Source organism: Rhodanobacter sp. C06 (genome assembly GCF_002001105.1).
GTDB lineage: Bacteria > Pseudomonadota > Gammaproteobacteria > Xanthomonadales > Rhodanobacteraceae > Rhodanobacter_A.
In genome coordinates this window covers 29,899-48,581 of sequence record NZ_MUNP01000080.1, presented here as the reverse complement: position 1 = coordinate 48,581, position 18,683 = coordinate 29,899, and the positions used below count along the sequence as shown (strand labels likewise).

The window sequence follows — 18,683 nt, the reverse complement described above, 5'->3', positions numbered from 1 at the left end:
GCAGGTACCTCGTGACTCTGCCGCCGGAGCTTTCCGGCGGCAGGTTGCAGGCAACAACTTGTCCCGGCAGGTGGCACGATTCCATGGCCAGTCTGCCGTTCCCAGACAGGTGCGCCCATGAAAGCCCTGGCCCACGCAGTTGTTCTTGCCCTCCTGTGTCTGCTACCCGGCGGCGCACGGGCCGATACCGCGCCAAGCCAACCGCCCGAATTCGCCGGCATCGCCGAATGGCTCAACTCTCCGCCGCTTACCATGGCAGGCCTGCGCGGCAAGGTCGTGCTAGTCGATTTCTGGGCCTATTCCTGCATCAACTGCGTTCGTGCGTTGCCGCATGTCGAGCACCTATACCAGACCTACAAGGACAAGGGCTTGGTGGTGGTCGGCGTGCACACGCCGGAGTTCGATTTCGAGGCGAATCCGGCCAACGTGCGGGCCGCGATACAGCGCCTGGGCATCACCTACCCGGTGGCGATGGACGACCACGGTGGCACTTGGAGCGCATGGCACAACCAGTTCTGGCCGGCCGAGTACCTGATCGACCAGAACGGCCGGTTGATCGGTCATCACTACGGCGAAGGCGCCTACGACGTCATGGAGAACGCCATCCGATCCTTGCTCGGCATGGGGCTGCTGCCTGCCAATGCCGCTGCAACTGGCGGAGTTCCCGCGGCCAAGGAAACGCCGGAGCTGCACCTCGGCAGCGCGACCCAATTCGGTCTGGACAGTTCCGAAGTCAATGATGGTGGCAACGGCATGCACCGGTTCAGTGCGCCGGGCCAGCCGGCCGCCAACCACTATGCCTTGAACGGGCGATGGGAAATCACCGATGAATACGCCCGCCTGGCCGGATCACAGGGTGACATCAAGCTGCGTTTCAAGGCGGCGAAGGTCTACGTGGTGGCCAGCGCCGCGCAGCCGATTGCCCTTCAGGTGACGGTCGACGGCAAGCCGCAGCCGGCAGTCACAGTGCAGGGCAGTCGGCTCTATACCTTGTACGACGGCGTGGCTGATGGCGAGCATGTGCTGGTGCTGCACGTCCCGCAAAAGGGCCTGCAGGTCTACAGCTTCACCTTCGGGTGACTGGTCTTCTTCAGGACTCGAACTGGCTGCGCAACGCCGCCAGCGGCGCGGTGTAATGACCGCTCCGCAATGTGTCTGTCGCAGGGGGCGACGTACCCGCGCCGCGCTGGCCCTGCTGTGAGCTTCGCGCTGGGTGCGGTGTGGCGAGAGGCAGGCCCAATCGAAGCCCAACCGGCAGAAATCGAGCGGGCGCCTCACCTGCAGCTCGGTTTCCCTGAGCAGGGACTCGTGCGAAAAATCCAGGACACGCGCCGGATGGCGTTCCAGCCAGTACAGGCTCAGCTGCTGGTAGTCCTTGCAGTGTGCGGCCATCGCGTCGAGGTCGTACGCGCGCCCGCAAGTACCGGTTTGCCCGCCTGGGCGACGCACGCGCCCGGTGCCCGCGCCTCGCATTGCCGGATGCGCACCATGTGCGCCTTGCGGTCGCCGTCGATGCCGTCCTGCATGGCAGTCAAGCCGGGGCTCTGAAGGGAGGGGCTTTCACCCGCTAAAATACGCCGTCGACACCTCAGTCGGGCGTTCACTTCCAAGGTTCCTGATATCCATGAATACCGTCTACCGCCAATCCCTCCCCGGCACGTCGCTGGACTATTTCGATGCGCGCGCCGCCGTGGAGGCGATCCGGCCGGGCGCCTATGACGCGCTGCCCTACACCTCGCGCGTGCTTGCAGAGAACCTGGTACGCCGGTGCGATCCGGCGATCCTCGTCGAGTCGCTCAAGCAGCTCATCGAGCGCAAGCGCGAGCGCGATTTCCCGTGGTTCCCGGCGCGCGTGGTGTGCCACGACATCCTGGGCCAGACGGCGCTGGTGGATCTGGCCGGCCTGCGTGACGCCATCGCCGACCGCGGCGGCGATCCGGCCAAGGTGAACCCGGTGGTGCCGGTGCAGTTGATCGTCGACCACTCGCTGGCGGTGGAATGCGGCGGTTTCGACCCGGATGCGTTCGCGAAGAACCGCGCGATCGAGGATCGCCGCAACGAGGACCGCTTCCACTTCATCGAGTGGACCAAGCAGGCGTTCGAGAACGTCGACGTGATCCCGCCGGGCAACGGCATCATGCACCAGATCAACCTGGAGAAGATGTCGCCGGTGATCCAGGTACGCCACGATGAGAACGGCAAGGGCGTGGCCTATCCCGATACCTGCGTGGGCACCGACAGCCACACGCCGCACGTGGATGCGCTCGGCGTGATCGCTGTCGGTGTCGGCGGCCTGGAAGCGGAAAGCGTGATGCTCGGCCGCGCCTCGTGGATGCGCCTGCCCGACATCGTGGGCGTGGAACTGACCGGCAAGCGCCAGCCCGGCATCACCGCCACCGATATCGTGCTTGAGCTCACCGAGTTCCTGCGCAAGGAGAAGGTCGTCGGCGCGTACCTGGAGTTCCGTGGCGAAGGTGCGGCCAGCCTCACGCTGGGCGACCGCGCGACCATCTCGAACATGGCGCCCGAGTACGGCGCCACCGCCGCGATGTTCTTCATCGACGGCCAGACCATCGACTACCTGCGCCTCACCGGCCGCAGCGACGAGCAGGTCAAGCTGGTGGAGACCTACGCCAAGGCCGCCGGCCTGTGGGCCGACACGCTCATCGCTGCGCAGTACGAACGCACGCTGACGTTCGACCTGTCTTCCGTCGTGCGCAACATGGCCGGCCCGTCCAACCCGCACAAGCGCCTGCCTACGTCCGATCTCGCCGCGCGCGGCATCGCCGGCGAGTGGAAGGAGCAGCCGGGCCAGATGCCCGATGGCGCGGTGATCATCGCCGCCATCACCAGCTGCACCAACACCAGCAACCCGCGCAACGTGATCGCGGCCGCACTGCTTGCGCGCAACGCGAACAAGCGCGGCCTCACGCGCAAGCCGTGGGTGAAGAGCTCGCTCGCGCCCGGCTCCAAGGCCGTGCAGTTGTATCTGGAAGAAGCGAACCTGCTGCCGGAGCTGGAGAAGCTCGGCTTCGGCATCGTGGCGTTCGCCTGCACCACCTGCAACGGCATGTCCGGCGCACTCGATCCCAAGATCCAGCAGGAGATCATCGACCGCGACCTGTATGCCACCGCCGTGCTGTCCGGTAACCGCAATTTCGACGGTCGCATCCATCCGTATGCGAAGCAGGCGTTCCTGGCCTCGCCGCCGCTGGTGGTGGCCTACGCCATCGCCGGCACCATCCGCTTCGACATCGAGCAGGACGTTCTCGGCATCGACGCCAACGGCCAGCCGGTGACGCTCAAGGACATCTGGCCCAGCGACGAGGAGATCGACGCGATCGTGTCCTCCAGCGTGAAGCCCGAGCAGTTCCGCAAGGTCTACGAGCCGATGTTCGCGCGTACCGGCCGCAGCGGTATCCGCGCCACGCCGCTGTACGCCTGGCGCGCGCAGAGCACCTACATCCGCTGTCCGCCGTACTGGGAGGGCGCGCTCGCGGGCGAGCGCACGCTCACGGGGATGCGTCCGCTGGCGGTGCTGGGCGACAACATCACCACCGACCATCTGTCGCCGTCGAACGCGATCCTGCCCGACAGCGCCGCGGGCGAGTACCTCGCGAAGATGGGCCTGCCGGAAGAGGACTTCAATTCGTACGCGACCCATCGCGGCGACCACCTCACCGCGCAGCGCGCCACCTTCGCCAACCCCACGCTGCTCAACGAGATGGCCGTGGTCGACGGCGAGGTGAAGAAGGGTTCGCTGGCACGCGTGGAGCCGGAAGGCAAGGTCATGCGCATGTGGGAAGCGATCGAGACCTACATGGGCCGCAAGCAGCCGTTGATCGTGATCGCGGGCGCCGACTACGGCCAGGGCTCGTCGCGCGACTGGGCGGCGAAGGGCGTGCGGCTGGCGGGCGTCGAGGCGATTGTCGCCGAGGGGTTCGAGCGGATTCATCGCACCAACCTGATCGGCATGGGCGTGCTGCCGCTCGAATTCAAGCCGGGCACGAACCGCAAGACGCTGGGCATCGACGGCACCGAGACCTTCGATGTGATGGGCGAACGCACGCCGCGCGCCGACCTCACGCTGGTTGTCCACCGCAGGAACGGCGAGCGCGTCGAGGTGCCGGTGACGTGCCGGCTCGACACTGCCGAAGAAGTGTCGATTTACGAGGCGGGTGGTGTGCTGCAGCGTTTCGCGCAGGATTTCATCGAGGCCTCGCAGGCGGCGGCATGAGCCGGATTGCGGAGCGTCGTTTGTTCTTCATGGCCATGCCTCCGCCGGCATGGGTGGATGACACGCGCGCTCTGCTGGTGCGGCTTGGGCTGGAAAAGCGTCTGCGAAGCGCGCTGTTTGCACCGGCGAATTGGCATCAGTCGTTTTCCGAGCGCATTTTTTCACCGACCGAGGAAGAATGCGCTGCGTTGCTGCAGGTTGGCTCAGCCGTTTCCGCATCCTCGTGCACGCTGCATTTCAACCGCATCGACGGACCGGCCGACATGCCAGGCCGGATTCATTGGACGATGCGTGCACGTGGCGTGCCGAAAGCGTTTGCCGCCTTGTTGCAGGAGGTTCGTGACCGCCTTGGCCATGCAGGATTCGGTCGCATCGCCACTGGCGTGACGCCGCACATGACCTTGAGCTATTGCGCGCACGATACGCTGGACAAGATCGTGCTCGATCCGCCCGTCGCATGGACCATCGACGAGTTGTGTCTCGCCATCGGTGGCGGCGATCCGTACCGCTACGACATCATCGGCCGTTGGCCATTGCTGCCTGAAATTGATCCACCCGCCACGCAATCTGGCTTGTTTTGAGGCGGCGGCGAACACTTCCGGAGATTCCCATGTCGCATGCTGCACAAATCCGCATTGCCGCCACCTACCTGCGCGGCGGCACCAGCAAGGGCGTGTTCTTCCGCCTGCAGGACTTGCCCGAGGCGGCGCAGGTGCCGGGCGCGGCGCGCAATGCGCTGCTGCTGCGCGTGATCGGCAGCCCCGATCCCTACGGCAAGCAGATCGACGGCATGGGCGGCGCCACCTCCAGCACCAGCAAGACGGTGATCGTGTCCAAAAGCACGCGGCCGGACCATGACGTGGATTACCTGTTCGGCCAGGTGGCGATCGACAAGGCGTTCGTCGACTGGAGTGGCAACTGCGGCAACCTCTCGGCGGCAGTCGGTCCGTTCGCCATCGCGGGTGGCTTGGTCGATCCCGCGCGCGTCCCGCGCGACGGCATCGCCACGGTGCGCATCTGGCAGGCCAACATCGGCAAGACGATCATTGCCCACGTGCCGATGACCGCTGGCGCCGTGCAGGAAACCGGCGATTTCGAACTGGATGGCGTGACGTTCCCCGCTGCCGAAGTGCAGTTGGAATTCATGGACCCGGCTGCCGAAGAAGAGGGCGCCGGCGGCGCGATGTTCCCGACCGGCCATCTCGTCGACGATCTGGACGTGCCGGGTGTCGGCACGCTCAGGGCGACCATGATCAACGCCGGCATCCCGACGATCTTCGTCGAGGCCGCCGCGATCGGCTACGCCGGCACCGAACTGCAGGACGCCATCAACAGCGACGCGAGGGCGCTCGCGATGTTCGAGACCATTCGCGCGCACGGCGCACTGCGCATGGGCCTGATCGAATCGCTGCCCGGGATCGCCACCCGCCAGCACACGCCCAAGGTGGCTTTCGTCGCCAAGCCGGCCGATTACGTCGCGTCGAGCGGCAAGCCCGTGCAGGCGGGCGACATCGACCTGCTCGTGCGCGCGATGTCGATGGGCAAGCTGCACCACGCCATGATGGGGACGGCGGCGGTGGCCATCGGCACCGCCGCGGCCATCCCGGGCACGCTGGTGAATATCGCCGCAGGCGGCGGCGAGCGGAAGGCGGTGCGCTTCGGCCATCCGTCGGGAACGCTGCGGGTGGGTGCCGAGGCGGTGCTGGCTGACGGTGCATGGACCGTCACCAAGGCGATCATGAGCCGCAGCGCGCGCGTGCTGATGGAAGGCTGGGTACGTGTGCCTGCGGGGTGAGCCCGCCGTAGGGGCACCGACCCGATTCGGCGGCGGCAACTCGGCCCGGCCCTGCGCATCGACGGGCGCTTCCGGAGCGGCTCCGCCCGCCCACGGGTCGACCGGCCAAACGGGCCTGTACCGCGCGGCCTTCACGGCGGCGCGCGGTGGACCGGCTTTTGGCAGGAATCGTGGAGCCGGATCGCCCGGGGCCGACAGCGCCCCGCGGCGCCGGCCGCGTGCTTCCGGCCGGCGACAAGGTAAGATGCCCATTCTACCAACCCCGGCCGCAATCCAACCTCACGTGCGGCTGGCTCAACCAGGAACGAATCCATGGCACGCGGCATCAACAAGGTCATTCTGGTCGGCAACCTCGGCAACGATCCGGAGGTGCGTTACACCGGCAGCGGCACCGCGATCGCCACGCTGAGCGTGGCCACTTCCGAAAGCTGGACCGACAAGCAGAGCGGCGAGCGCCAGGAACGCACCGAGTGGCACCGCGTGAAGATGTTCGGCAAATTGGCGGAGATCGCCGGCGAGTACCTGAAGAAGGGCCGGCAGGTCTACATCGAAGGCTCGCTGCGCACCGAGAAGTACACCGACAAGAGCGGCGTGGAGAAGTACTCCACCGACATCGTCGCCAGCGACATGCAGATGCTCGGCGGTCCCGGCGGTGGCGAAGGCGGCGCGGGTGGCGGCGGCTTCCAGCGCGAGCGCCCGCAAGGTGGCCAGCGCCAGCAGGGCGGCGGCGGTTACGGCAACCAGCCGCGCGGCGGCGGCGCCCCGGCGCCGTCGGCGCCCGCCGGCAGTGGCGGCTTCGAGGACGACGACATTCCGTTCTGAAACCTCCCAGCTCTCTTTTTGTTGTAATTGATCTAAGCCCGCGATTTAGCGGGCTTTTTTTACACTCGGCGAGACCGGAGCGATGCGTTCGTAGGTGCTTATTTCCGCCCATGGAGTGGTTGCAATTTTGGGCATGAGCGAACAGACGCTGCAGCGTCAAAGCCTTTGTCTTCGCAAGCGACGAGCGAGTCCCCTTGCTTCTGGACTCCAACGCGCAGCCCCTGGTGACGCTTCTAGCCAAGCTTGGCTAGGTAGAGTACAAATGTACTCCATGCCTGATCTCAGCCCCCGCCGTGCCGCCATCCTCACCTTCATCCGCAAGCGGGTGACGGAGCAGGGGCAACCGCCGTCCCTGGCCGAGATCGCCGAGGCCGGCGGCCTGGCCTCGCGCGGGGCGGCGCGCAAACACGTGTTGGCGCTGGCCGAGGCGGGACTGATCGAGGTGGCGTCCGGGCAGGCGCGCGGCATCCGCCCGGCCGGTTCGCGCACGCGCACCAGCTTGCTGCAGGTGCCGGTGCTGGGGCGGGTGGCGGCCGGTCCGCCGATCGGCGCCGATGCTGGACTGGTCGACACGCTGTCGCTGGACGCGCGGCTATTCTCCACGCGACCGGACTACCTGCTGCGCGTGCAAGGCGATTCGATGATCGGGGACGGCATCCTCGACGGCGACCTGGTCGGCGTGTGCCGCACGCCGGAAGCCCGCGACGGGCAGGTGGTGGTGGCCCGGCTCGAGGGCGAACTGACGATCAAGCGCCTTGCCCGCGGCAAGGGTGGATTCCGGCTGCTGCCGCGCAATCCGGCCTATGCGCCGATCGAAGTGCGGCGTGGGCAGGACTTCGCCATCGAGGGCGTGTTCTGCGGCCTGGTGCGCCGGGGGTGACATGGGCGCGGTGGTGGCGATCGATGCACTGCTGCATCCGCAGCAGGTCTGGCGTGGTCGGCCGGCGATGCCGCCGGCCGGTACGCAGCCCACCGGCCATGCCGGCTTGGACGCGGTGCTGCCCGCCGGCGGCTGGCCCGAGGCTGCGCTGAGCGAACTCCTGATCCCGGCGGACGGTGTCGGCGAACTGCAATTGCTGTGGCCGGCCCTGGCGCGCCTGTCGCGGGCGGGCGAACGCGTCGTGCTGGTCGCGCCGCCGTATCTGCCGTTTGCACCGGCATGGCAGCAGGCCGGTGTGGATCTGCGCCAGCTGCAGGTCGTGCACACCGGGACACCGCGCGATGCATTGTGGGCGACCGAGCAATGCCTGCGCTCGGGCAGCTGCGGCGCCGTGCTGTGCTGGCCGCTGGGCGTCGACGACCGTGCGCTACGTCGCTTGCAGGTTGCGGCCGCCTCGGGACGCACGCTGGCGTTCGCGACGCGACCGCTAGCCGCGGCCATCCATCCGTCGCCGGCGGCGCTGCGCATCGCCATCGATGCGGCGCCGGCGCAGTGGCGCGTGCTCAAGTGCCGCGGCGGGGCGGCGCCGGTGCAGCCGATCCCGCGGGGAGCGTGAGCCATGCGCTGGGCCTGCATCCTGCTGCCCCAGCTGGCGCTGGACGGCGTGCTTCGCCGCTGCGCGGATCCGGATGCGCCCCGCGTGCTGGTCGGCGGATCGGCGCAACGGCGCATGCTGTATGCGGTGAATCCTTCGGCGCGGGCACTGGGCCTGCGCCGGGGCATGGCGCTGACCGCGGCGCAGGCATTGGCCCATGGCTTCGCGACGGCGGCGTACCGGCCCGAGGACGAGGCGCGCTGGCACCGCTTTCTTGCCGGCTGGGCCTACGGTTACAGCTCGCAGGTCAGCCTGCAGTTTCCGCACGCGCTGCTGCTGGAGATCCAGGGCAGCCTGGGGCTGTTCGGGCCGTGGCCGCGCTTCGAGGCGCGATTGCGCGAGGAACTGACGGCCCTCGGTTTCCGGCATCGCATCGTCGCCGCGCCCAACCCGGTGGCGGCGCGCGTGCTGGCCAACGGGCACGACGGGCTGGCCATCGAAGGCGACGCGCCGTTGCGTCGCGCACTGGGGCAGTTGCCGATCCAGCGCGCGGGCTTCACGCCGGAGGTGGCCACCGCGTTCGCGCGCATGGGCCTGCGCACGTTGCGCCAGGTGTGGGCGTTGCCGCGCGACGGCGTGGCGCGACGCTTCCCGGCCGAGGTACTGCGTCACCTCGATGCCTTGCTGGACGAGCGCGACATGGCGCTGGAAAGCTATCGCCCGCCCGATCGCTGTGAGCTGCGGATCGAGCTCGGCCATGAAGTCGAATCGTCCCAGGCGCTGCTGTTTCCGCTGAAGCGGCTGACCGCGGACCTCGCCGCCTTTTTGGCCGGGCGCGACGGCGGCGTGCAGCGCTTTGTCCTGCAGTTGGAGCACGGCCACGACGCGCGCACCAAGGTGCCGGTCGGCCTGCTCACCCCCGAGCGCGACGCCGCGCTGCTGTTCGAGCTCGCGCGCGGCCGGCTGGAGCAGGTGCAGTTGCCGGCGCCGGTCGGCGCGATCGCGCTCTGCGCCGACGAGCTGCCGCCCTTCGTGCCGGTGCATCGCGAGCTGTTCGACCAGCGACCCCAGCAGGCGATGCCGTGGGAGCAACTGCGCGAACGCTTGCGTGCGCGCCTGGGCGAGGATGCCGTGCACGGCGTGCAGGCGCGTGCCGACCATCGCCCGGAGTGCGCCTCGCTCAGTCCGCCGGAGGTTCCGGTACGGCACGAGGCATCGTCGCCCGGCACCGCTCCCGGTGCGCGCCCGGGCTGGCTCCTGGCGAAGCCCGTGCCGCTGCGCGGGCCGATGCCCCGGCTCGTCGCCGGGCCCGAGCGCATCGAGAGCGGCTGGTGGGACGGCGATGACGTGCGCCGCGACTACTACCTTGCGCGACTGGCCAGCGGGCAGGACGCCTGGGTATTCCGCCCGGTCGGCGGCGGCGGCTTCATGCTGCACGGCTGGTTCGCATGAGCTACGCCGAGCTGCATTGCCTGTCGAACTTCAGCTTCCAGCGCGGGGCATCGAGCGCGCACGAACTGTTCGAGCGCGCGAAACGGCACGGCTACCAGGCGCTGGCGATCACCGACGAGTGCACGCTGGCCGGCATCGTGCGCGCCTGGCAAGCCGCGAAGGCGGTGGACCTGCCGCTGATCGTGGGCAGCGAAGTGCGGATCGATGGCGGTCCGAAGCTGGTGCTGCTGGTGGAGCACATCGCGGGCTACCGGGCGCTGTGCCGGCTCATCACCGAAGCACGCCGGCGTGTACCGAAGGGCAGCTATCGACTGCTGCGGGAAGATTTCCCGCACACGACGGACGGCCTGCTCGCTCTGTGGGTGCCGGACGATCCGGACGACGCGCGGGAAGGCGACTGGCTGCGCGCACGCTTCCCGCGGCGGCTGTGGATCGCGGCGGAACTGCACCGCGGCCCGGACGACACGGAGCGGCTGGCGCGGCTGCAGGCGCTGGGCCGATCGCTGCAGTTGCCGCTGGTCGCCGCCGGCGACGTCCACATGCATGCACGCGGGCGCCGCGCGCTGCAGGACGTGATGACCGCGATCCGCCACCACACCACCGTGGCCGAGGCCGGCGCGCGGCTGTTTCCCAACGGCGAGCGTCACCTGCGGCCCTTGCCTGCGCTGGCGGAACTGCATCCACCGGAGCTGCTCGCCGAGTCCGTGCGCATCGCCGGCCGCTGCACGTTCCACCTCGGCCAGTTGCGCTACCAGTACCCGCGCGAGCTGGTGCCCGACGGGCACACGCCGGCCGCGTGGCTGCGCGAGCTGACCGGGCAGGGCCTGCACTGGCGCTGGCCGGGCGGCATCCCGGCGAAGGCGCAGAGCCTGGTCGAGAAGGAGCTGGCGCTGATCGCCGAGCTGGGCTACGAGAGCTACTTCCTCACCGTGCACGACATCGTGCGCCATGCCCGCAGCCGGGGCATCCTCTGCCAGGGGCGGGGCTCGGCCGCGAACTCGGTGGTCTGCTATGCGTTGGGTATCACGGAGATCGATCCTGATCGCATCGGCATGCTGTTCGAGCGCTTCGTCTCGAAGGAGCGCGACGAACCGCCCGACATCGACGTCGACTTCGAGCACGAACGGCGCGAGGAAGTCATCCAGTACGTGTTCGCGCGCTACGGCCGCCACCGGGCGGCGATCACCGCGGTGGCCAGCACCTACCATGGCGCCGGCGCCGTGCGCGACGTGGCCCGCGTGCTGGGGCTGCCGCCCGACCAGGTCGATGCGTTGGCCAACTGCTTCGGGCGCTGGAGCGATGCGCTGCCACCGGCCACACAGCTGCGTGAGCAAGGCTTCGATCCGGGCAGCCCGCTGCTGCACCGGGTGCTGGTGCTGACCGCCGAACTGATCGGATTTCCGCGGCACCTGTCGCAGCACCCGGGCGGCTTCGTGATTTCCGAACAGCCGCTGCACGAGCTGGTGCCGGTGGAAAACGCCAGCATGGAAGGCCGCACGGTGGTGCAGTGGGACAAGGACGACCTCGATGCGGTGGGCCTGCTCAAGGTCGACATCCTGGCGCTCGGCATGCTCAGCGCCTTGCGCCGCTGCCTCGGCTTGGTCGAACGCCACCACGGGCGCTCGCTGACGCTGGCGACGATACCGCCGGAGGATCCCGACACCTACGCCATGATCGGCAAGGCCGACACCATCGGCGTGTTCCAGATCGAGTCGCGGGCGCAGATGGCGATGCTGCCGCGGCTGCAGCCGCGCAACTTCTACGACCTGGTGATCGAGGTGGCGATCGTGCGGCCGGGGCCGATCCAGGGCGACATGGTGCATCCCTACCTGCGCCGGCGCACCGGCGAGGAGCCGGTGAGCTATCCCTCCGAGGCGCTGCGCAAGGTGTTCGAACGCACGCTCGGCGTGCCGCTGTTCCAGGAGCAGGTCATGCAGCTGGCGGTGGTGGCGGCTGGCTACACGCCGGGCGAGTCGGACGACCTGCGCCGCTCGATGGCGGCCTGGAAGCGCCATGGCGGGCTGGAGCACCACCGCGACAAGCTGACCCGGGGCATGCTGGAGCGCGGCTACTCGGCCGACTTCGCCGCGCGCATCTTCGAGCAGATCAAGGGCTTCGGCAGCTACGGCTTCCCGGAGTCGCACGCGGCCAGCTTCGCGCTGCTGACCTACGCCAGTTGCTGGCTCAAGCGTCATTACCCGGCGGCCTTCACCTGCGCGCTGATCAACAGCCAGCCGATGGGTTTCTACAGCCCCGACCAGTTGCTGCAGGACGTGCGCCGCCATGGCGTGGCGGTGCTGCCGGCCGATGTGCGCCACAGCGACTGGGACTGCACGCTGGAACCCGACCGGCGCGGCGGCCATGCACTGCGCATGGGCCTGCGCATGGTGCGCGGATTCAGCGAGGACGATGCGCGGCGCATCGAGCAGGCGAGGGCGGCGAAGCCGTTCGTGGACATCGCCGATTTGTGCGAGCGGGCCATGCTTGACCCTCGCGCACGCGAGCGCTTGGCCGATGCCGGCACGTTGCGTGGTCTGGCGGGGCATCGGCACCGGGCACGCTGGGCGGTGGCGGGCGTGGAAGAGCAGCGTCCGCTGCTCGGCGCGGCCACGCAGCCACGGGAGTCGCAGGTCGCGTTGCCGTTGCCTGGCGTCGGTGAGGACCTGCAGACGGACTACGCCACGCTCGGCACCACGCTGGGACGCCACCCGCTGGCCCTGCTGCGTGCACAACTGCGGGCGCGGCGCTGCCGCAGTTCGAAGGAGCTGGCGGACATTCCCGCCGGACGCCACATCGTCGCGGCCGGGCTGGTGGTCGGTCGCCAGCAGCCGCAGACCGCCAGCGGCGTCACCTTCGTCACGCTGGAAGACGAGCACGGCATGATCAACGTGGTGGTCTGGCGCCACCTTGCCGAACGGCAGCGTCGCCCCTTCCTGGAATCGCGGCTGATGATGGTGGAAGGCAAGCTCGAAGCCGAGAGTGGCGTGCGCCATTTGATCGCTCGAAACCTGCATGACCTGACGCCGTTACTGAGCAGCCTGGATGTGCGAAGCCGTGATTTCAGGTGACGCGTCATCTGATCTAACGCCTTCGATGATTGAAGGTCGACGCCTACAACCCCAGCCACCCAGCGTGCGCAACCTGCGCATGCCCCGTGAGTCAGGCCCTATCCGGCGATGGTCAGTCCGGCTGCAAGCGGACGACGCGCGATCAGGCGCGGGCTGGTGACCGGGGTGCCCTTCAACGACTGGGGCAAAGCGCAGTTGGCCTGGATGAAGGGCCAGACGATCGCGAAGATGCCCAGCGTGAGGATGCTGAGCAGGAAAACCCAGCCCCAATGCAGCGAAGGCGGGGGCGGCAGGTAGGCGTGATCGGCGGCCTCCGTGTGCCAGGTCTCGGCATCCCGATCTGCAAGCCCTGACATCGTGTCGTTGCGCTCCATTCCATTCCCCTTTGCCGGATCGAAAAATTATGCGCACATCCTCCATTGAAGCAAGATGCGAACCGGGGGAATACAGGCACGGATCAGTTGCGCCCGGCGCGCCGGTATTCGCCCGGCGTGATGCCGTAGCGGCGCAGGAACAGCTCGCCGAAGTGCGAGGGCGTGGCGAAGCCGAGGTCGGACGCGATGGCGGCGACGCTCTGCTCCGTTTCGAGCAGGCGACGGCTGGCCAGGTGCAGGCGATGCGTGCGCACGTAGTCGCTCCAGCTCATGCCGACCTGTTGCTTGAAGCGGCGGCTGAAATACGCGGCCGACATCGCGCACAGTAACGCGGCCTGCTCCGCACCGGGCGCATCCGCGGGGCGGCGGCGCAGGCGGTCGATGGCGGGGCGCAGGCGCTGCAGGCCGCGTGTGTCGGCGGCCAGTTTTTCGCCGGCGATCGCTGGCGCCAGCGCGGCCGCGCGCAGCAGCAATTCGGCCAACGGCAGGGCCAGCGGATCGCGTGCGTCGAGCTCGACCAGCCAGCCGGCGAGTTGTTGCAGGCGCCGGCCGAGACGTCGGTCCGGCCTGGCGCAGAACGGCTCGTGCAGGCGTTCCAACCCCGGCGCACGCGCAATCGCCTCGCCGGCGGCGGCCTCGACCTGCAGCAGCACCCAGTCGCGCGGCCCGGCTTCCAGCGAGAAGTCGTGCTGGCGCATCGAGGGAATGAAGGCGATGCAGCCTGGCACCAACGCGTAGCGGTGATCCTCCACATCGAAATGCCCGGCCACGCGGCCGAACAGCACCAGTTCGTGCACGTCGTGGAAATGCACGAACGGTTCGCTGCGCATCGCGTTGCCACCTTGCCGGATGCGTTCGATCCGCAGCGGCGCACCCGGTGGCAGTTCCACCGGTTCGCAGATCGGACGATCGAGGTGAGGTAGGGCCATGGCCGTTGCCTGTGCCGCCGTGACCCGCCGGATTGTCCCCGATTTCGCGTGCCCGAATGGTTCAGTGTGGCGAGGACGTGCCCACGAGACGCACCTGCATCGGTTGCAGCACCGCGTCCGCGGTGCCGGGCTTGCCGTCGTCGAGCAGGTCGACCCAATGCGTGGCGCCGGCGAGTTGCGTGCCCAGGTTCGGCCGCGCCGCAGCCTTGCCGAGGTTGACCAGCAGCAGCGTGCGCCGCTCGCCCTCCTCGCGCAGTATGCACAGCACCGCGCTGTCGTCGTCGCAGAGGATGCGCTGGTCGCCGCCACCGATTTCCGGTCGCGCATGGCGCAGCGCCAGCAGTTTGCGATACCAGTGGTAGAGCGAGTCGGGCCGGACTTCCTCCTCCCGCAGTGAGACGCCGTCATGCGAGCGGTTGTAGCGGTCCTTCCAGAACCACTGGTCGCCGCGATACCAGATCGCCGAACCCGCCGCCTCCAGGTCGGTGTTCCAGCGGAACGCCTCGCGCACCGGGATGCCGACGGCGTCGGTGAGCGGGATGCCGCCGGATTTGCCGACGTTCTTCGGCTGCACGCCGCGCATGCCCAGTTCCTGGCCGTAGTAGATCAGCGGATCGCCCTTGAGCATCAGCGCGATCGCAGCGCCGGCGCGCGCCTTCGCGGGGTCGTCGTGCACCTCCGACATGTAGCGGTCGACGTCGTGGTTCTCCAGGAAGATCACCTGCTGCTTGCCCGGTGGCGTGGCCGCATCGGTGGCGCGGATGTTCCGGACGATGGTCTGCTTGTCCAACGACACCAGCGCGCCGCGCAATGGGAAGGCGAACACCATGTCGACGTGGCCCGCGGTCAGCCACTTTTCGCCGTAGCCCCAGTCGGCCTGCTCGGCGAGGATGCGCAGCTCCGGCCGGCGCGTCTTCAGCGCCTGGAAGATCGGCGCCCAGAAGCCGGCGAACAGGTTCTTGTCCAGGCCCTTGTGGTCGAGGTCGTCCATCATGTGGTCGATGCGGAAGCCGTCCACGCCGTCGCGCCCGCTGCCGTCGCCATGCGGGTCGGCCCAGTACAGCAGCAAGTCCTGGAAGTACGCGCGTACCGCCGGGTTTTCCAGGTTCACCATCGCGATGCCGACGTCGCGGCCGTCGTAGCCCAGCCACTTCGCCTTGCCGAGGTAGGGCTCGGCCACGCAGTGCTGCTTGTCTTTCCACAGGAGGTAATCGGCGTACTTCGCGTGCGCCTTGCAGATCGAATCCTTCCACCACGGATGCCCTTCGGCGACGTACTGGAATTCCTCGTCGAGGTAGACCTTGAGGCCTTGCGCGTGCGCGGTGCGGACGAAGGCGAAGTAATCGTCCAGCGTGCCGTAGGCCGGGTCGATCGCCTTGAACGCGGTGGCGAAATAGTTGTGGTAGTACGGCGAGGGCTGCAACGGAGTCAGCAAGATCGTGGTGGCGCCGAGCTGCTTGATGTAGCCGAGCCTGGAGGTCAGCCCCTTGAGGTCGCCGATGCGGTCGCCGTTGGAGTCGCGGAAGCTGCGGAAGAAGATCTGGTAGAAGACCTGGCTGCCCGGTTGCGCGGGTGGCGGTGTCGCGGCGCGTGCCGCAGCCACGGACAGCAGTGCGAACAGGCTCGCGGCGAGCCAGGCGAGCAGGGGGCGTGCGGGTTTCATGCGTCGTCCTCCTTTGCGTGCAATACCTGGCCGAAGAAGCGCAGCGTGTGTTCCAGCGTGGCCGACCAGTAGCCCCAGTCGTGGCCACCGGGAGCTTCGGCATAGTGGTGCGCGATGCCGGCGCGCTGCAATTCGAGGTGCAGTTCGCGGTTCGCTTCGAGGTAGGGGTCGTCGAGGCCGCAGTCGATGCGCAGCGCCGGCCGCGGACCGCTGCCGTCGGCGAGCGCGGCCAGCACACTGCGGTCGGCGGACGCCGCGCTCCAGCCGGCGCGGCTTTCCTCGATCAGCGCGTCGAACTGGCTGGCGTCGGTCACGGCCGACAGCGCCGCCGCCGCCGCGATGCGCCGCGGGTACTTGCCGGCGAATCGCAGCGCACCGAAGCCGCCCATGCTGAGCCCGGCCAGCAGCAGCGGCGAACGTGCGCTGCAGCCAGCGACGAGTTCCCGCGCCAGCGCCGGCATCTCGTCGACGATCCAGTGCTCGACATCGTGGTCCGCGTGCACCACGTAACCGGAACCGTCGCCCCACAGGCCGTCCGAGGGCATCAGCAGCGCCACCGGCGGCAGCGCGCCTTGCGCGATCAGGCGCGCGACGGTGAGGTGCGCGCGGCCTTTCAGCGCCCACGCCCAATGCGAGCCGTACACGCCGTGCAGCAGCACCACGATCGGCAGGTCCGCCACGCCCTGCGCCACCGGCGGCACGTACAGGGTGACGTCGGCGCGCCGGCGCAGCGCGCGGCTTTTCACGGTGACGAAGCTGAGCCCGTCCGCCGCGATGGCGGGATCGGAAACTTCGATGGTGCGGAAGGTTTCGTCGTTCATGCGATGCGCAGCACGCCCTTGCTGCTGCGTCCGGTCAGCATGTCGTCGAACGCGCGCTCCAGCGCTTCCATCGGATAGTGGTGGGAGATCAGCGCGGCGAGTTCCAGCCGGCCATCGGCGATCCACTCGAACAGCCGCGGGAAATCGTGCGCGGGCACGCAGCCGCCGTACAGCGGCGCGAGGTAGCGCTTGTTCCAGAACAGCTCGGTGAGTTCGAGCGTGGCGGGGCCGTGCGCGCCGCTCACCTGCAGTGCGTTGCCGCCGTTGCGGGCAAGCTTCAGCGGCAGGAAGGCGAGCGCGGGCACGCCGGTGGCCTCGAAGGCGTGGTCGACGCCGCGGCCACCGGTGAGTGCGCGTACTTCCGCGACGAGCTGCGCGTGGTCGCCGTCGTGCTCGTGCGGCGCCAGGGTGTGGGTGGCGCCCAGTACGCGGGCGCGTTCCAGTCGTGCCGGCACGCGGTCGATCGCGATGATCGTGCTCGCACCGGCGATGCGCGCGCCCTGGATCACGTTCAGGCCCACGCCGCCGCAGCCCAGCACCGCCACCGTGTCGCCGGGAGACGCCTGCGCCACGTTCACCGCCGAGCCCACGCCGGTCATCACCGCGCAGCCGAGGATGCAGGCGGCGTCGAGCGGCAGCGTGGGGGACAGCGGCGTGACCGCCTCCGCGCGCACCACGGTGTGGCTGGCGAAGGTGCCGAGATGGAACGCACGCTCGATCGCTTGCCCGCGCCAGCGCGTGGCGCCGACGTGCGCGCGGCTGTTGCCGAGGCGGGCTGCGTCGAGTTCGTGGGTGCGTTCGCACAGCGCAGCGGCGCCGTGTTCGCACTGCCAGCAGTGGCCGCAGGGGATCGCCCAGTTCAGCAGCACGGGCAGGCCGATTTCCAGACCTTCCACGCCTGCGCCGATGGCTTCGACGTGGCCCGCGCCTTCGTGGCCCATCACCAGCGGGCCCGGCCAGCGCAGCGAGGCATGATCGGTGTGGCAGACGCCGGCGGCGGCGATCGCCACGCGCACCTCGCCCGCGGCGGGCGGATCGACCTCGATGGTGTCGACGACGAAACGGCCCGCGCCGTCGGCGATGATCGCGCTGCCGCGGACGACGCCGGCCGTCATGCGACCGCCGTGCCCCCGGACCGTCGACCCTCGAACAGCACCGGGTTCTTCGGCGTGTCGATGACCGCACCAACTGCCGCACCGGGGCACCAGCGTTCCCAGTCGGCCTGCTGCATGTGGTTGTCCGGCGCCTTCAGGCGCATGTCGCGATCCATGTAGATCACCGTCATCACTGCGCGCGGTTGGGCGGAGCGGTTGGGGCCGGCGCGGTGGAAAGTCCAGCCGGAGTGGAAGCTCACCTCGCCCAGGTCGAACGGTTCGTCCACCACGGGGAACCCGTGCGCCTGCATGTTCGCGGTGATCGCGCGTTCGCTTTCGTCGGAGATGCCGAGGTCGCGGCCGAATTCCACGTGCTGGCTGCCGGCGAAGAAGGCCAGCGGGCCCATGTCCTGCGGCACCGCCTGCAGCGGCATCCAGGCAGTGATGGTGCGGTCGCTGGCCAGCGGCCAGTAGTACTGGTCGGCATGCGCGGGCGTGATGCCGCCGCCCGGCTCCTTGTACAGCGACTGGTCGTGGTACAGCCGTACGCCGTCCGCTTCCATCAGCGCGGCGGCGATGCCGGCGAGGCGCTTGCCGAACACGAACTCGCGCACGACGCCGCTTTCCTCCCACAGGTTCATCACCTGCAGGAAGGCGCGGTCGTAGGTGCTGCGTTCTTCAAGCGGCTTGGTCTGCGTGTTCAGCGCGATGGTGAGACGGGCGATCTCCGCGCCGTAATGGGCAAGTTCATCGGCGTCGAACACCTGCTTGAGCTTGATGAAGCCGTCGCGGCGGTAGTCGGCGATTTGCTGCGCGCCGAGTGGGTAGGGGCAGTCGAGGTCGATGGCCATGGGCATGGGCATGCTTCTGCAGGGATGGGTGCCATCCTAGGAAGCCGGCGATGGCTGCGCATCGGTACGGCATGCTCAATGAAGCCGCGAAACTGTCGGATT

General features: G+C 68.7%; 15 protein-coding genes. 9 read left to right on the top strand and 6 right to left on the bottom strand.

Annotation, left to right across the window (positions count from 1 at the left end; all coding sequences use genetic code 11):
• Nucleotides 1-117: 117 nt before the first annotated feature.
• The 9 genes from B0E52_RS17875 (at nt 118) to B0E52_RS17830 (ending at nt 12,849) form a co-directional block, all read left to right on the top strand.
• Nucleotides 118-1,080 (top strand): thioredoxin family protein, encoded by a 963-nt coding sequence (locus B0E52_RS17875; RefSeq protein ID WP_077486001.1) that lies wholly within the window; start codon nt 118-120, stop codon nt 1,078-1,080.
• A 544-nt stretch (nt 1,081-1,624) separates the two neighbouring features.
• Nucleotides 1,625-4,237 carry a Fe/S-dependent 2-methylisocitrate dehydratase AcnD gene (gene acnD / locus B0E52_RS17865; protein WP_077485997.1) on the top strand — a complete coding sequence of 871 codons (2,613 nt, stop codon included), beginning with the start codon at nt 1,625-1,627 and terminating at the stop codon, nt 4,235-4,237.
• Complete coding sequence (locus B0E52_RS17860; protein WP_077485995.1) at nt 4,234-4,818, top strand: 2'-5' RNA ligase family protein; 585 nt, start codon at nt 4,234-4,236, stop codon at nt 4,816-4,818. The genes acnD and B0E52_RS17860 overlap by 4 nt, the downstream gene beginning before the upstream one ends.
• A gap of 29 nt (nt 4,819-4,847) precedes the next feature.
• A complete protein-coding gene (prpF, locus tag B0E52_RS17855) occupies nt 4,848-6,032 on the top strand; it encodes a 2-methylaconitate cis-trans isomerase PrpF (RefSeq protein WP_077485993.1) in 1,185 nt (394 codons plus the stop codon).
• Between the two features lie 312 nt (nt 6,033-6,344).
• Nucleotides 6,345-6,854, top strand: a complete 510-nt coding sequence (ssb, locus tag B0E52_RS17850) for a single-stranded DNA-binding protein (RefSeq protein ID WP_077485991.1) — start codon at nt 6,345-6,347, stop codon at nt 6,852-6,854.
• A 271-nt stretch (nt 6,855-7,125) separates the two neighbouring features.
• Entirely contained in the window at nt 7,126-7,734 is a 609-nt protein-coding gene (gene lexA, locus B0E52_RS17845; protein ID WP_217316713.1) for a transcriptional repressor LexA, read from the top strand.
• 1 nt (nt 7,735) lies between these two features.
• Nucleotides 7,736-8,350, top strand: a complete 615-nt coding sequence (gene imuA / locus B0E52_RS17840) for a translesion DNA synthesis-associated protein ImuA (protein ID WP_077485987.1) — start codon at nt 7,736-7,738, stop codon at nt 8,348-8,350.
• 3 nt (nt 8,351-8,353) lie between these two features.
• Complete coding sequence (locus B0E52_RS17835) at nt 8,354-9,781, top strand: DNA polymerase Y family protein (protein ID WP_077485985.1); 1,428 nt, start codon at nt 8,354-8,356, stop codon at nt 9,779-9,781.
• Nucleotides 9,778-12,849, top strand: coding sequence for an error-prone DNA polymerase (locus tag B0E52_RS17830; protein ID WP_077485983.1), 3,072 nt, complete (start codon nt 9,778-9,780; stop codon nt 12,847-12,849). The genes B0E52_RS17835 and B0E52_RS17830 overlap by 4 nt, the downstream gene beginning before the upstream one ends.
• A 98-nt stretch (nt 12,850-12,947) precedes the next feature.
• Here the strand turns inward: B0E52_RS17830 and B0E52_RS17825 are convergent, their stop codons facing one another.
• The 6 genes from B0E52_RS17825 to B0E52_RS17800 form a co-directional block, all read right to left on the bottom strand.
• Nucleotides 12,948-13,223 (bottom strand): DUF4234 domain-containing protein, encoded by a 276-nt coding sequence (locus B0E52_RS17825; RefSeq protein ID WP_077485981.1) that lies wholly within the window; start codon nt 13,221-13,223, stop codon nt 12,948-12,950.
• An 83-nt stretch (nt 13,224-13,306) separates the two neighbouring features.
• Nucleotides 13,307-14,152 carry an AraC family transcriptional regulator gene (locus B0E52_RS17820; protein ID WP_077485979.1) on the bottom strand — a complete coding sequence of 282 codons (846 nt, stop codon included), beginning with the start codon at nt 14,150-14,152 and terminating at the stop codon, nt 13,307-13,309.
• A gap of 61 nt (nt 14,153-14,213) precedes the next feature.
• Nucleotides 14,214-15,815, bottom strand: a complete 1,602-nt coding sequence (locus B0E52_RS17815) for an alpha-amylase family glycosyl hydrolase (protein WP_077485977.1) — start codon at nt 15,813-15,815, stop codon at nt 14,214-14,216.
• Nucleotides 15,812-16,636, bottom strand: a complete 825-nt coding sequence (locus tag B0E52_RS17810) for an alpha/beta hydrolase-fold protein (protein ID WP_077485975.1) — start codon at nt 16,634-16,636, stop codon at nt 15,812-15,814. The genes B0E52_RS17815 and B0E52_RS17810 overlap by 4 nt, the downstream gene beginning before the upstream one ends.
• Entirely contained in the window at nt 16,633-17,751 is a 1,119-nt protein-coding gene (locus B0E52_RS17805) for a zinc-binding dehydrogenase (protein ID WP_077485973.1), read from the bottom strand. The genes B0E52_RS17810 and B0E52_RS17805 overlap by 4 nt, the downstream gene beginning before the upstream one ends.
• On the bottom strand, nt 17,748-18,587 hold the full coding sequence (locus B0E52_RS17800; protein WP_254426862.1) for a phytanoyl-CoA dioxygenase family protein: 840 nt from the start codon (nt 18,585-18,587) through the stop codon (nt 17,748-17,750). Before B0E52_RS17800 ends, B0E52_RS17805 begins: the two co-directional genes overlap by 4 nt.
• Nucleotides 18,588-18,683 lie beyond the last annotated feature (96 nt).

Coding starts and splice junctions, on each gene's coding strand:
- B0E52_RS17825 (WP_077485981.1), bottom strand. CDS start 13,223: ATGGAGCGCAACGACACGATGTCAGGGCTTGCAGATCGGGATGCCGAG.
- B0E52_RS17815 (WP_077485977.1), bottom strand. CDS start 15,815: ATGAAACCCGCACGCCCCCTGCTCGCCTGGCTCGCCGCGAGCCTGTTC.
- ssb (WP_077485991.1), top strand. CDS start 6,345: ATGGCACGCGGCATCAACAAGGTCATTCTGGTCGGCAACCTCGGCAAC.
- imuA (WP_077485987.1), top strand. CDS start 7,736: ATGGGCGCGGTGGTGGCGATCGATGCACTGCTGCATCCGCAGCAGGTC.
- acnD (WP_077485997.1), top strand. CDS start 1,625: ATGAATACCGTCTACCGCCAATCCCTCCCCGGCACGTCGCTGGACTAT.
- B0E52_RS17800 (WP_254426862.1), bottom strand. CDS start 18,587: ATGCCCATGGCCATCGACCTCGACTGCCCCTACCCACTCGGCGCGCAG.
- lexA (WP_217316713.1), top strand. CDS start 7,126: ATGCCTGATCTCAGCCCCCGCCGTGCCGCCATCCTCACCTTCATCCGC.
- B0E52_RS17835 (WP_077485985.1), top strand. CDS start 8,354: ATGCGCTGGGCCTGCATCCTGCTGCCCCAGCTGGCGCTGGACGGCGTG.
- B0E52_RS17875 (WP_077486001.1), top strand. CDS start 118: ATGAAAGCCCTGGCCCACGCAGTTGTTCTTGCCCTCCTGTGTCTGCTA.
- B0E52_RS17805 (WP_077485973.1), bottom strand. CDS start 17,751: ATGACGGCCGGCGTCGTCCGCGGCAGCGCGATCATCGCCGACGGCGCG.
- prpF (WP_077485993.1), top strand. CDS start 4,848: ATGTCGCATGCTGCACAAATCCGCATTGCCGCCACCTACCTGCGCGGC.
- B0E52_RS17830 (WP_077485983.1), top strand. CDS start 9,778: ATGAGCTACGCCGAGCTGCATTGCCTGTCGAACTTCAGCTTCCAGCGC.
- B0E52_RS17810 (WP_077485975.1), bottom strand. CDS start 16,636: ATGAACGACGAAACCTTCCGCACCATCGAAGTTTCCGATCCCGCCATC.
- B0E52_RS17820 (WP_077485979.1), bottom strand. CDS start 14,152: ATGGCCCTACCTCACCTCGATCGTCCGATCTGCGAACCGGTGGAACTG.
- B0E52_RS17860 (WP_077485995.1), top strand. CDS start 4,234: ATGAGCCGGATTGCGGAGCGTCGTTTGTTCTTCATGGCCATGCCTCCG.